Below are 13,085 nucleotides of genomic sequence, written 5' to 3' on the forward strand. Positions count from 1 at the left end.
CCAAGATGGAGACTTAAAATCTTCTTACCCCAAAAACTGCAGCTTCTCCGGGTCAAACCAGGGCATTAGTTCGTAGCGTACCTGCAACAGGCCGGTGTCATATGTTTTTTGTTCGATGAAGGTTAGGCCAACGCGGCTATCAATATCTTTAAATAGTGGTTTGCCACCGCCTAAAATAACCGGGTGAATGGAGAGCAGGATCTCGCTCACCAAACGTTTATTCATAAAAGTGGATACCAGTTCGGCACCACCAAAGAGCCAGATGTCGCCGCCATCAGTGTTAATTATTTCATCAACAGTCGTTCTAAAGTTTGCAGAAGCTATCACCTGAAAAGTTTCGCCCGGTTCAAGAGCGATGGTATCCGAGAACACATAAATATCCTTTACGGGGAACATGCCTGCATCCCCTCTTATCATGTCGAAACTTTTACCGCCGATGAAGATGGCATCGGTATGGCTGAAAAATTCTTCCATGCCATAGTCCTGGTCGGCAAGGCACCAGTCGTACTCGCCGTTAGGGCCTTCAATAAAACCATCGAGGCTCACAGCCAGGTTTAAAATTACTTTACGCATAAAAAGGAATTATTCGGGGCGGTACCGCTCCTGCCATTGCTGGCTAAATGATTTTTGAGATACTTCGGGCATTTCGCGCTTGTCGCCCCATAATCTTTTGAAAAACATCCGCATCAACCTGTTCTTCATTTTACCGCCAAAAAAATCGGTAAGGTTGCGTTTCAGCATACCTTTTGTCCAGATGTTCCATCCCCATTTTTCTTTGGTGGTTACAAGTCCTTCGTTCACAGCATCGCGGCGGTTAAGCAACAGCATTTTGTGGATATCGATCTTCACCGGGCAAACCTCGGTACATTTACCGCAAAGAGTTGATGCATAGCTGAGGTGTTTAAACTCATGCATGCCGCGCATATGCGGGGTTATAATAGACCCTATGGGGCCGCCGTAGGTAGTATCATAAGTGTGGCCGCCAATGTTCTGGAAAACCGGGCACACGTTAAGGCAGGCACCACAACGGATGCAGTACAAGCCCTGACGATGCTCTTTTTGCGCAAGCAGGTTGGTGCGGCCATTATCCAGCAGCACTACATACATTTCATTAGGGCCATCGGTTTCGTTTGCCTGGCGGGGGCCGCTTAATATGGTGTTGTAAACGGTTAAATTTTGCCCTGTGCCGTGGGTAGACAGCATCGGCCAGAAAACGTCAAGGTCGGTTATGGATGGGATGATCTTTTCTATCCCAACAACCGCTATGTGAATCTTAGGGAAGCTTGTAGTTAACCTTGCATTCCCCTCATTTTCCGTAATAGAAATACTCCCGGTATCGGCAATTATAAAATTGGCGCCGGTGATGCCCACATCGGCTTGCAGATATTTTACGCGAAGCAATTCGCGGGCTTTCTGGGTGAGCTGCTCGGCAGTAATATCCAGCGGTGTACCAAACCTCTCGTTAAATAGTTTGGCAATATCTGCTAACGACAAATGCATGGCCGGAGTAACCATGTGATAGGGCTTTTGCCCGAGCAGCTGAATGATGTATTCGCCGAGGTCGCTTTCTAACGATTCAATGTTATTCTTCTCCAAAAACTCGTTCAGGTGGATCTCTTCGGTAGCCATCGATTTTGATTTGATGACCGTTCTGGCACCTGCTTTTTGGATGATGTTCAGAATTTCGCGGTTGGCTTCTTCGGCATCATTTGCCCAAATCACTTTACCACCGCGTTTCAGGAAGTTGGATTCAAACTCGGGCAAAAACTTGTCCAGGTTTTCCATTACCTTCCATTTGATGGTATGGCCCTTCTTTTTGGTATTATCGAGGTTGATCATCCTCGATAAGCCCTTGTCGAACGCTCCCTCGTACTTATCAATGCTTTTATTGATAATAGCACGGTGCTCCGGCTCGAATGCCTTTTGCGCTGAGGCTACCAAAAATTCTTCGGCGGTGTTTCCCATCTATGCGAAATTAAACAAAGCAATTAAGAGTTTTAAGATTGAGTTAAAAATAACGCTTTTAGATGTATGATGACTGTCGCAAAATGAGCTTAAACCAGCAAAGCAGCCTTGCGGGCCGCTTTGCTGGTTTATAATGGTTGGTTATTATTTTGTTGGTGCAGGTGATTTTTTATCAACCACAGGGCGGGCATCACGGTTAGCTAATTCCCAGCCGGTATAAAATGCAAGTTGCGCACGTTTAACCAATAACGGGAAGTTAATTTTGTTTACCTCATCGCCAAGTCCGTGGTAATCGGCATGTACACCGTTAAAGTAGAAAATAATTGGTACGCCGTGCTTAGCGAAGTTATAATGATCTGAACGGTAATAAAATTGGTTTGGATCGTTAGGGTCATCGTATTTGTAATCCAGTTTCATTTTAGTGTAGTTGTTATTAGCAGCCTCGCCAATGTCATGCAAGTCGGTGCTTAGCATAGCCGAACCGATTGAATATACATAGTTTGCAGAGTCTGGTTTGCCAATGTATTCTTCACCAACACGACCGATCATGTCAATGTTTAAATCGGCAATGGTGTTAGCCAATGGATAAACAGGATGATCGGTATACCACTCAGAACCTAACAGGCCCTTTTCTTCGCCAACGTTACCTAAAAACAATACGCTGCGGCGCGGGCCTTTACCATCTTTTTGTGCTTTAGAGAAGGCGCGTGCAATCTCCAGGATGCCTGTAGTACCAGAACCGTCATCATCAGCACCATTGTTTACTTTATCTTTAGCATTCGGATCAGGGTTTAAGCCAATGTGATCGTAGTGTGCAGAGAATACCAAAACTTCGTTTTTAAGTTTAGCATCTTTCCCCGGCATAAATCCTAACACATCAACCGCTTTAACATCTGCAGTTGTAGCGGTAATAGTAACATCGGCGGTAGTTTTAACAACCTGTGTTTGTTTTGCAGTTTTAGCTGCCTCTTTAAGCTCGGCAAAAGTTTTACCGGTTGCTTTTAACGCTGCATCAGCAAGAGGGCCGTTTACAATAAATAATGGGGCTACAGTGCTTTTTGCCGCTTCGGCGCCTGTTTTCTTAATTGATATTTGGCCGCCGCCACTTGGGTTTACACCTTTAAAACGCGCCAATACAGTTGCAACGCCTTCGTTAGCGGCTAATATTAATAAAGGTTTTTTATCCTGTATCGCTTTTACTATAGCCCTGCGGCCATCAGTCATTCGGTAGCTTGTGTTTGGTGTTTTGCCGGCTTCCGGTTTGTCTTCATTTATCCAAAGCACAACTTTACCGGTAATATCAACACCAGCCAGTTCATCAGCAGTACCAAAACCAACAAATACAATGTCGGCGGCGGTTACCTTAGCATTAGCAGAACCCTGGTAAACAAAATCTTTCCAGCTAGCGAAGGCCTGCCCGTTGATGGTTAAGGGGCTTAGGGTAACAGAATTTTGAGTTAAAGGCACATCTAAAAAGTAAGAGCCGTTTACAGGGGCCTGCAGGCCTAATCTTTTAAACTCGGCAGCAATGTAGTTAGCGGCTTTTTCGGCGCCCGGTTTACCGGTTTCGCGGCCTTCAAACTCGTCTGATGCCAGGATGCTCAGGTGTTTTTTAGCATCGGTAGCGTTAATTATGTTACCGTACTTAAGCGCGGTTGGGTTTTGCTGGGCACAAGCGGCTGCGCTGATAGCCAAACCTGTGATCAATACTGATAAATTCTTCATTTAAATTGTTTGTAATAAATTAATGTTGGTTAGCAACCAATTTTGTTAACGCGGGTTGCATGGCGTCCGCCTTCAAATGCTTCCGTCAGGAAAATTTCTATTATTTGTTTAGCCTCGTCAATAGTTACATGGCGGGCGGGGATACAAAGCACGTTGGCATCGTTATGGGTGCGTGCGGGTATGGCAACCTCAGGTTTCCAGCATATTGCCGCGCGGATGCCCTGGTGTTTATTAGCCGTCATGGCTACACCGTTGGCACTGCCGCAAAGCAGGATACCAAAATCGGCCTCGCCATTTTCAACAGCGCCGGCAACCAGATGGGCAAAATCGGGGTAATCGGCAGAATCAAATGAGTAAGTGCCAAAATCTTTAAAGGTGATATCATCAAACATGCCCAGTATGGCCTGCTTGTAATCAAAACCCGCGTGGTCGGCTCCAATGGCAATCGTTAACCCTTTTTTCATTAGCTCAAATTTAAAAGTTAATTGTGTTGCCGAAGGTAAAAATTTTGTTAGAATTGAAGAGGATAGAAAAAGAGAATTAAGAAAAGGAAATAATGAATATTGAATGCAAAATGATGAAGATGTACTTCGGCGTTCGAAATTCAACATTCATCATTTGGCATTCATTCTATAAATTATAGTGTTGCTTCGCGTGCTTTTTTACGCTTTTCAACCACCCCTGCTACAAGGATACCTACTTCGTATAAAATAAACAATGGGATACTTACAATAGTCATGGTAAGCATATCAGGAGTAGGCGTAACAACAGCCGCAATGATAAGAATCACAACCACTGCATAACGGCGAGTTTCTCGCATAAATTTTTGCGTTAAGATTCCTAACGAAGATAATACATAAACCAGTATGGGTAGTTCGAAAACCACCCCGGTTGCCAGTGTAAGTGTGGCGACTGACGATATATAAGAATCAATAGAAAACAAGTTTTGGATCTTATCACTTACTGTATAACTCGAAAGGAAATTGATTGATTCAGGCGTAATTACAAAATATCCAAACATGATCCCTAAAATAAATAATAAGGAAGCATAAATTACAAAACCGCTTGCAGCTTTGCGTTCTTTTTCATGCAGGGCAGGTTTAATAAAGCGCCATATTTCCCATAGCAAGTAAGGGAAACCTGCGGTTATACCAATCAACAATGCCGAGTTGATCTGTAAGGTAAACTGTCCCGCCATTTCGGTATTGATCAAATTAATATTGATCTTATTGATACAAAAACCATCGCGATGCAGGTAATCTCCTAACTTACACAGCATCCGGTAGGTCCAGAAACTGGTTTTTGCCGGACCCATGATAATAGTTCCGAATATAAAATCGTAAAAATAGAAGGCGGCACAGGTGAAGATAACGATAGCAATTGCCGCGCGTACCAGGTGCCAGCGAAGGGCCTCCAGGTGATCAAAGAACGACATTTCGGCCTCCATTGTCTGGCCTTTCTCTTTTATTGCTTTTATCAGTTTGTTATCGCTCATTACCTTATTTCAGCACTATTAACGCCAGAAACCTAATTACGTTGTATTAACCTTTAAAGATTGTGTAAATATTAATATTCAAACGTTTCCATGAATTTGGTGGTGAAATTACCCGCGCGGAAGTTTGGGTCCTGCAGCAATTTTATATGGAAAGGAATAGTAGTTTTAACCCCCTCAATAACAAACTCGCTCAAAGCACGCTCCATGGTTGCCAAAGCCTCATCGCGGGTTTGAGCCATACAAATAAGCTTGGCTATCATCGAATCGTAATTTGGCGGGATAACATAGCCGCTGTAAACGTGTGTATCCACACGCACACCATGGCCACCCGGCGAGTGGAAGTTTGTTATTTTACCCGGTGAAGGGCGGAAGTTGTTTGCAGGATCTTCGGCATTGATACGGCACTCAATGGCATGCATCGTTGGCTCGTAGTTTTTTCCAGATATCGGGATCCCCGCTGCAACTTTTATTTGTTCTTTTATCAGGTCGAAGTTGATCACCTCTTCGGTAACCGGGTGCTCTACCTGGATACGGGTGTTCATTTCCATAAAGTAGAAGTTGCGGTTTTTATCAACCAAAAACTCTACCGTACCGGCACCTTCGTATTTAACGGCTTTTGCGCCTTTAATAGCAGCCTCGCCCATTTTTTTTCGCAGCTTATCTGTCATAAAAGGTGATGGTGCTTCTTCTACCAGTTTCTGGTGGCGGCGCTGGATCGAACAATCGCGCTCAGATAAATGGCATACTTTACCATATTGGTCGCCCACCACCTGTATCTCGATGTGGCGTGGGTCTTCAACATATTTTTCAAGATACAGGCCGTCGTTACCAAAGGCTGCGCTAGATTCTGCACGGGCACTATCCCAGGCGTTCTCAAAATCTTCGTCTTTCCAAACAATACGCATACCGCGGCCACCACCACCGGCAGTAGCTTTAAGTATTACCGGGTAACCTATTTTATTGGCAATAATAATACCCTGTTTTATACTGTCAAGTAAACCTTCAGAGCCCGGTACAATAGGTACGCCGGCTTTTTTCATGGTTTCTTTGGCAGATGCCTTATCACCCATACGGTTGATCTGATCGGCAGTGGCGCCAATAAATTTGATCCCGTACTCGGCACAAATGGCAGAAAACTTTGCGTTCTCAGATAAAAACCCATATCCCGGGTGTATCGCGTCGGCATTCGTTAATTCGGCAGCTGATATGATGTTGGGGATATTTAGGTATGAGTCGCGGCTTGGAGGGGGGCCTATACAAACAGCCTCATCTGCAAAACGCACATGCAGGCTATCACGATCGGCGGTTGAGTATACAGCTATGGTTTTGATACCCATCTCTTTACAGGTGCGAATAATTCGCAGGGCAATTTCACCTCGGTTAGCTATTAATATTTTTTTAAACATGATACTAATTTGAAAATTTGAAAATGTGTTTATTTGAAAATTCTTTAATCTTCAAAGTATAAAGCTCATTAATTTGAAGCTGACATTATCAAGTCTTCAAATTAATTAATTTTCAAATTTACTTAGGTTCTACTAAAAATAAAGGCTGGTCGTATTCAACCGGTGAAGCGTTATCAACCAATATCTTAACGATACGGCCTGAAACTTCAGATTCGATCTCGTTAAATAATTTCATGGCTTCGATAATGCAAAGTATAGTGCCGGTGCCTATTTCATCGCCAACGTTAGCAAACAATGGTTTGTCTGGTGATGAAGAGCGGTAGAAGGTACCTATCATTGGCGACCTTACGGTGATCAGGTTAGAGGTATCAGCAACCGGTGCAACTTCTACGGCAGGTGCTGCGGGCAGGCTTGGTTGTGGCGCAGCGGCCGCAGCAAGTGGCTGTGGTGCCTGTAGCGAAGCGTTTACGTAGGTAGGTGCTTCGTTAGTTTTTATGGTGATCTTAAAATTTTCCTGCTCGATCGATACTTCGTTTACGCCCGATTTTGAAACAAAGCGTATTAGATCCTGAATCTGTTTAATATCCATAATAAGCGATAATTGGTTTTGGATAAAAGTATTTATAAATATGCAAATGTGCAGATGTGCAAGTATGCAGATGATTTAAAATGAATGAATTATTTAACACGTGCAATTTTAAGATGTTTTAATTAAAAATCTGCATATCTGCACATTTAAAATCTGCACATCTTCAATTAAGCTTCTTTTTTATCGTAAGCCCATTTCAAATAAATAGAGCCCCAGGTAAACCCGCCGCCAAAGGCCGCTAAAATAAGGTTATCCCCTTTTTTAAATTTGTCTTCCCACTCCCACAAACATAATGGAATTGTTCCGTTTGTGGTGTTGCCGTAGCGCTCGATGTTTACAATAACCTTGTCGGACGAAATGCCCGTGCGGCTTGCTGTAGCATCAATAATGCGTTTGTTGGCCTGGTGTGGTACCAGCCATGCAATATCATCGGCAGTAAGGCTGTTGCGTTCCATAACTTCGGCGGCAACCTCGGCCATGTTGGTAACGGCAAATTTAAATACCGCCTGGCCTTCCTGGTAAGCATAGTGCTCTTTGTTGGCAACGGTTTCATGCGTAGCCGGACTAACAGAACCACCCGACTTTTGGAACAACAGGTGCGAACCCGCGCCGTCGCTCTTCATTACAGAATCCATAATGCCGTATCCTTCGGTATTAGGCTCCAGCAATGCGCAACCGCAGCCATCGCCAAAAATGATACAGGTAGCACGGTCCTCATAGTTAATTATCGATGACATTTTATCGCCGCCTACTACCAAAACTTTAGTATGTTTACCAGACTCAATAAACTGCGCGCCGGTTGTTAAGCCATACACAAAGCCGGAGCAAGCCGCCTGCAGATCGTATCCCCAGGCTTTTGTAGCGCCAATTTTATGTGCAAGAATGTTTGCCGTAGCAGGGAAAGGAAGATCGGGCGTAGTGGTACAAAAAATAATAAGGTCAATTTCGTCGGCAGTGATACCACGTTTTTTTAGCAACCCTTCAACAGCTGGTACAGCCATGTCTGATGTGCCCAGGCCTTCGCCCTTTTGTATCCTGCGCTCCTTAATGCCGGTACGGCTGGTTATCCACTCATCATTAGTGTCTACCATCGTTTCCAGCTCCTGGTTGGTTAAAATGTACTCGGGTACGTAACCATTTACAGCGGTAATAGCAGCATGAATTTTGTTCATTCTATATTTTTTTACTGAAAAGCCAGTTTAATTTTGTCTATAAGATTTGTTTCGATCATATTTCTTGACAGCAGCACCATGTTCTTGATAGCCTCGGGGTTTGATATGCCGTGGCCAACAACAACAGGCGCATTAACACCCAGTATAGGGCTGCCGCCATATTGCTCGTAGTTAAAGCGGTCAAAAAATTCGTCTTTAAATCTTTTCTTTAGCGTGATAACGTAAAAAGATTCGGCAAGTTTAAGGATCACGTTGCCTGTAAAACCGTCGCAAACAACAACATCGTTATTGTCTTCAAAAAGGTCGCGCCCCTCTACGTTACCAACAAAGTTAAACAGTTTGGTATCTTTCATTAAAGGGTACGTAGCCAACGAAAGCATGTTGCCTTTTTCCTCTTCTTCGCCAATATTCATTAGCGCTACACGGGGGTTAGGGATACCATAAACACTTTCGGCAAGCAGGCTGCCTAAAACGCCGAACTGCAAAAGTACATCGGGCTTGCAATCTGCATTGGCGCCAACATCCAAAATAATACCCAAACCGCCTTTAAGTTTGGGCACAATGGCTGTCATGGCCGGGCGTATTACACCGGGTATGGTTTTTACGCTAAACATACTGCCCACCAACATCGCACCGGTATTCCCTGCAGATGAAAATGCCTGTATGGCGTTTTCCTTCAACAGTTTAAAACCTACCGCAATGCTGCTATCGGGTTTCTGTACAATGGCCTTAGTGGGGTGTTCGCCCATACCAATAACCTCAGTTGTGTGTACAAACTCGAAATTATCGGGGCTAAAATTATTTTCCTGAAGAATACCGAGGGCTACTTCCTTGTCGCCAATAAGCACAAGTTTTTGCCCTGCAGTTAAAACTTTATAAGCTTCAATTGCCCCTAAAACTGCTGCCTTGGGGGCGAAATCACCGCCCATAATATCTAAGCCAATCTTCATTTTAAGAAAATTAAACTTAAGCTGCTACTGCTTTCTCAATAAGGATTTTTCCGTTGAAGTAAACGTTACCATCAACAGTATAAGCACGGTGAGGCAAGTGTACTGCACCAGTAGTTTGGCAAGTAGTTAAAGTAGGCGCTACTGCTTTGTAGTGCGTTCTGCGTTTATCTCTTCTTGATTTTGAAATTTTCCGTTTTGGATGTGCCATAACTTTTAGTTATTATATTATTTTAATTTTTTGAGAGCTTCCCATCTCGGGTCTGTACTCTCGGTTTGTTCATCATTTGCGGCAAGCTTATTCAAGTTCGCCAGCATTTCCTCGTCACATTGTTTCCCGTCGCCCTGGTTACTGCAAAGTGCAATAAACGGCAGCGCTACGTTAACATACTCATATATCAGCCCCGCTAACGCAATCTCGTGATCGTTTTTGCCAAGGGTAATTATCTCGTCATCCTCGCCCATTTCCTCTTCTGTAAACCTGGCTATCTGCTGTTCGTGAATATCTATCGGTTGCAGATAATCGGCCAAACAACGGTCGCAAGCGGCATTTACAGTGCCGGTAATGTCAAAGTTCAGCATCAGCATCGTTTCCTGCTTATCCAGCTCCACCTTACAAATAAGGTTAGCTTTTTTTACTAACGAATATTCAAACTCCGCAAAAAAAGCATCGTTTATTTCGTATTCAAAATAATGCTTGCCCAGCTTTAAGCCGGTAAAAGGTATTGAATATGTTTTTAGCGATTTCAATGAGCAACAATTAGCCCGCAAATGTAGGTAAATTTTCTAAAACCGGAAAGTGTTTTTTTTAATTGGTTTTAAGGTTATTAACAGGAGGGGAATGGAGCGGGGATTGGAGTGTGGGGAGCGGGTGGAGTTTGCTTAATTCCCCTCTTGAGAGGGGTTAGGGGTTCGTAAAGTAGTGTGTGATCCAGAGCGTCATTGCGAACGATAGTGTGGCAATCCTCGATAGAATTTTACCAGGTTGTCATTTCGAGGGAAGCGCAGCGACGAGAAATCTTGTTAGATAAGGCAAGTAGCCGATTAGTGCTTTAGGAAAGGTTGTTCGTTGATTAACGTCAGCCAGCTCATTGCCGCGGAGGCTACTTCTTTAGTCTTGATACAAAAGGAAGCAAAAAATCAAGACAAAAAAATCCTTCCCCGCACGGGCCTTTACGCATCGGCCACGGTTTTTTGTCGGCCCCACGCTCTTCGATAGAATTGATAATGCTACTATACCCGCCGTTGTTGGTATTGTCACCAACAACAAACTATACATTGCTGCCAATTAAATAAACTACCACATAATCAGTAAATAATACCATTGGCTAATATCTCCCGCCCCTATTTTTGCTTTAAACAAATCATCATGGAACAAAAACTGCCCCTGCCGCCCTTTACCTTTGAAACCGCTACCCAAAAAGTACAAATGGCCCAAGATGCCTGGAACAGCCGCGACCCGCAACGCATTGCGCTTGCCTACACTATAGATACCGAATGGCGCAACCGCGACCAGTTCATTAACGGCCGCGAACAGGTTATCGCATTTTTAACCCACAAATGGGAACGCGAACTTAACTACAAACTCAAAAAAGAAATTTGGGCGTTCACCGGCAACCGTATTGCCGTACGTTTCGAATACGAATACCACGACCATACCGGCCAATGGTACCGCGCCTACGGCAACGAAAACTGGGAATTTGACCAGAACGGACTAATGCAAAAACGCTACGCCAGTATAAATGATTTGAAGATTGAGGAGGGGGATAGGAGGTTGTAGGGGGGGGGGGAAATGAACACTTTGCTATTGGCGATACTTGTGTCTGGGGCTTTAACACGATGGTTTTTAGGAATCATTTTAGAATTATCACATATAGTTCGTTTTAAGTTTAGACAGTTTATGTCCTCGCAGGGTCTTCTGAAAGAGACCCTGCGCCGTATGCAAGGCAGCGCAGGGTCCACGATGTGAGACCCTGCGGGAACGTTAATATTCGGTGTTCGTCGTTAAAGAAAGTATCAGCACCTGCACAACCTCTCCAACAAACCTTCATGCTGCGGGTATTGCGCCAGTAGCTCATCTTTCTTCGCCATTTCAAATTCGGTAAAGTCGAAGCCGGGGGCAACGGCGCAGCTTACCAGGGTAAAGCCTGTGCCTGCCGGGATCTCGGCCGCGAACCAGGTGTTGGGCGGGATGATGGCCTGCAGGCTACCGGTATCCGTGTCGCTAAGTTCGATGGTGGTGTGGCTGCCGTCGTTATCCAGCACGTGGATGTGCAGCGGCACGCCTTTGTGGAAATACCAAAGTTCGTCTGACGCCAGGCGGTGGAAGCCCGAGAAGTCGCGGCCTTCCAGCAAATAGTAGATGGAGGTGCAGGCCTGTTTCGGATCAGTTGCCCCGGCCCGGGTCACCTCATTTGCCGACCGGAAAATTTCTTTGTAGTAGCCACCCTCGGGGTGCGGTAGCAGTTGTAAACGGTGTATCCAGTGTTGGGCGTTGGCGGGCATGGTAATTGGTAAATTAAACTGCAATATAGAACGGAAAGGATGCGAATGAAAGTCGTTTTTTGGTGATTTTTGGTGGTGTTTTTGCCCGGTTTTTAGATCTTGAGCCGTACATTAATTTTCTGCAATAGCCCGGTTAGCCACACCATTAAAAAGGAAAAGATGACGCATTTGATGAGCCCGCCGGTGCCCTGGTCAAAGTATTCGGGGTAGCCCAGGTTGGTCATCTGGTACAGCGGGTAAAACAAAAATGGCAGCAGGTAGCAGGTAAAAGTGTTAGTGCCCGCAGGCTCTATCACCTTAAACCAGTGGAACTTATGCTTAAAATCTACCAAAAAAATGAAGAAGGCATACACCACCAAACTTATCCCGGTACAGATCAATACCCACGAAGGGGTGTCGCGCGCTTTAGAGATGCCCCCGCTAAAATAGCGCACAATAAAGCCTAGGTTGAACAGTATTACCGCCATTAAAAGCATGGCTACCCATAGTATTTTAAGTTCTTTATTGGTACTCAGGCGCATGTAAAGCACTGATACAAAGACACCTGCCATGGTAAAGGCTTGCATGGCACCGTTGCCGGCTATCCACATATATTTTTGTACGGGGCTTAAAAAGTTAAGCATCCCAAAGTGGAAATCGATATTGAAGAACATGAAAAAGATCCAGGCCGCGGCCTGTACCCAAAGCACCCCGTTGCTGTAGTAGTAAATAAACGCACACACCAGGTACGACCAGCCTATGAGCCCCAGTATGCCCCACCAGGTAAGGTGCAGCCATGGGTGGGCAGGGTCGGTACTTTTATAAACGATACAAACGGCTATCAGCAAGGCTACGCCGAACCCCTGGAAAAGGTATTGCCTTAGTTTTGAGGTACTTTTGCCGTAATCTAAAAAGATGAAGAAGAAACTAAAGGTAGCCAGGCTGTCCCAAACCGGCTTGGGTAGCACGGTGGTAGCCTCGTTATAAGTTTCCATATTGGCATGGAAAAACCCGATAAATATCAGCGCGAACGAACGGGTAATGATGCGCAGCGGTAGCTTGGAATCCTCGTTATATAGGCGTTTTTTAAACGCGTGGGGTATAGATAAGCCCACTATAAAAAGGAAGGCGGGGAAGATGGTATCGGCAAGTCCTAAGGCGTCGGCATTTATACTTGCATGTTTTAGCCACTCGGGGGTATTTGGCACACCATCCAGATCATTCACAAAGATCATCAGGAACATGGTAACCGCACGAAACGCATCAATTGACCTGATGCGATTAATTAAATTACTCATTAAA

The 13,085-nt window shown here is 44.7% G+C and carries 14 protein-coding genes; 1 reads left to right on the plus strand and 13 read right to left on the minus strand.

From position 1 onward, the window contains the following. Positions 1-24 precede the first annotated feature (24 nt). The 11 genes from NAF17_RS13505 to NAF17_RS13555 all read right to left on the minus strand — a co-directional run bounded on the left by NAF17_RS13505 (position 25) and on the right by NAF17_RS13555 (position 10,049). On the minus strand, positions 25-573 hold the full coding sequence (locus NAF17_RS13505; RefSeq protein WP_252758533.1) for a dihydrofolate reductase family protein: 549 nt from the start codon (positions 571-573) through the stop codon (positions 25-27). Between the two features lie 9 nt (positions 574-582). Continuing rightward, complete coding sequence (locus NAF17_RS13510; RefSeq protein WP_252758534.1) at positions 583-1,965, minus strand: LutB/LldF family L-lactate oxidation iron-sulfur protein; 1,383 nt, start codon at positions 1,963-1,965, stop codon at positions 583-585. A gap of 144 nt (positions 1,966-2,109) precedes the next feature. Further along, on the minus strand, positions 2,110-3,690 hold the full coding sequence (locus NAF17_RS13515; protein ID WP_252758535.1) for a M28 family peptidase: 1,581 nt from the start codon (positions 3,688-3,690) through the stop codon (positions 2,110-2,112). 29 nt (positions 3,691-3,719) lie between these two features. Next, positions 3,720-4,154 (minus strand): ribose 5-phosphate isomerase B, encoded by a 435-nt coding sequence (rpiB, locus tag NAF17_RS13520; protein WP_252758536.1) that lies wholly within the window; start codon positions 4,152-4,154, stop codon positions 3,720-3,722. A gap of 173 nt (positions 4,155-4,327) precedes the next feature. Then, positions 4,328-5,185 carry a twin-arginine translocase subunit TatC gene (gene tatC / locus NAF17_RS13525; RefSeq protein ID WP_252758537.1) on the minus strand — a complete coding sequence of 286 codons (858 nt, stop codon included), beginning with the start codon at positions 5,183-5,185 and terminating at the stop codon, positions 4,328-4,330. Positions 5,186-5,256: 71 nt separating this feature from the next. After that, entirely contained in the window at positions 5,257-6,591 is a 1,335-nt protein-coding gene (gene accC / locus NAF17_RS13530; protein ID WP_252758538.1) for an acetyl-CoA carboxylase biotin carboxylase subunit, read from the minus strand. Between the two features lie 118 nt (positions 6,592-6,709). Then, on the minus strand, positions 6,710-7,180 hold the full coding sequence (accB, locus tag NAF17_RS13535; RefSeq protein ID WP_252758539.1) for an acetyl-CoA carboxylase biotin carboxyl carrier protein: 471 nt from the start codon (positions 7,178-7,180) through the stop codon (positions 6,710-6,712). A gap of 167 nt (positions 7,181-7,347) precedes the next feature. Continuing rightward, on the minus strand, positions 7,348-8,352 hold the full coding sequence (locus tag NAF17_RS13540; protein WP_252758540.1) for a beta-ketoacyl-ACP synthase III: 1,005 nt from the start codon (positions 8,350-8,352) through the stop codon (positions 7,348-7,350). An 11-nt stretch (positions 8,353-8,363) separates the two neighbouring features. Continuing rightward, positions 8,364-9,302 carry a phosphate acyltransferase PlsX gene (plsX, locus tag NAF17_RS13545; protein ID WP_252758541.1) on the minus strand — a complete coding sequence of 313 codons (939 nt, stop codon included), beginning with the start codon at positions 9,300-9,302 and terminating at the stop codon, positions 8,364-8,366. A 16-nt stretch (positions 9,303-9,318) separates the two neighbouring features. Continuing rightward, positions 9,319-9,510 (minus strand): 50S ribosomal protein L32, encoded by a 192-nt coding sequence (rpmF, locus tag NAF17_RS13550; RefSeq protein ID WP_252758542.1) that lies wholly within the window; start codon positions 9,508-9,510, stop codon positions 9,319-9,321. Between the two features lie 17 nt (positions 9,511-9,527). Then, entirely contained in the window at positions 9,528-10,049 is a 522-nt protein-coding gene (locus NAF17_RS13555; RefSeq protein WP_252758543.1) for a YceD family protein, read from the minus strand. Positions 10,050-10,668: 619 nt separating this feature from the next. Between NAF17_RS13555 and NAF17_RS13560 the strand changes: the two genes are divergently transcribed. Then, on the plus strand, positions 10,669-11,079 hold the full coding sequence (locus NAF17_RS13560) for a nuclear transport factor 2 family protein (RefSeq protein WP_252758544.1): 411 nt from the start codon (positions 10,669-10,671) through the stop codon (positions 11,077-11,079). Positions 11,080-11,315: 236 nt separating this feature from the next. Here NAF17_RS13560 and NAF17_RS13565 read toward each other — a convergent pair whose 3' ends face one another. Both NAF17_RS13565 and NAF17_RS13570 read right to left on the minus strand, forming a co-directional pair. Beyond that, positions 11,316-11,804 (minus strand): cupin domain-containing protein, encoded by a 489-nt coding sequence (locus NAF17_RS13565; RefSeq protein WP_252758545.1) that lies wholly within the window; start codon positions 11,802-11,804, stop codon positions 11,316-11,318. Between the two features lie 92 nt (positions 11,805-11,896). Beyond that, a complete protein-coding gene (locus NAF17_RS13570; protein ID WP_252758546.1) occupies positions 11,897-13,081 on the minus strand; it encodes a DUF5009 domain-containing protein in 1,185 nt (394 codons plus the stop codon). Between the last annotated feature and the right edge of the window lie 4 nt (positions 13,082-13,085).

Origin of the sequence: Mucilaginibacter aurantiaciroseus, assembly GCF_024055595.1 — a bacterium.
In the GTDB taxonomy this organism is placed as follows: domain Bacteria; phylum Bacteroidota; class Bacteroidia; order Sphingobacteriales; family Sphingobacteriaceae; genus Mucilaginibacter; species Mucilaginibacter aurantiaciroseus.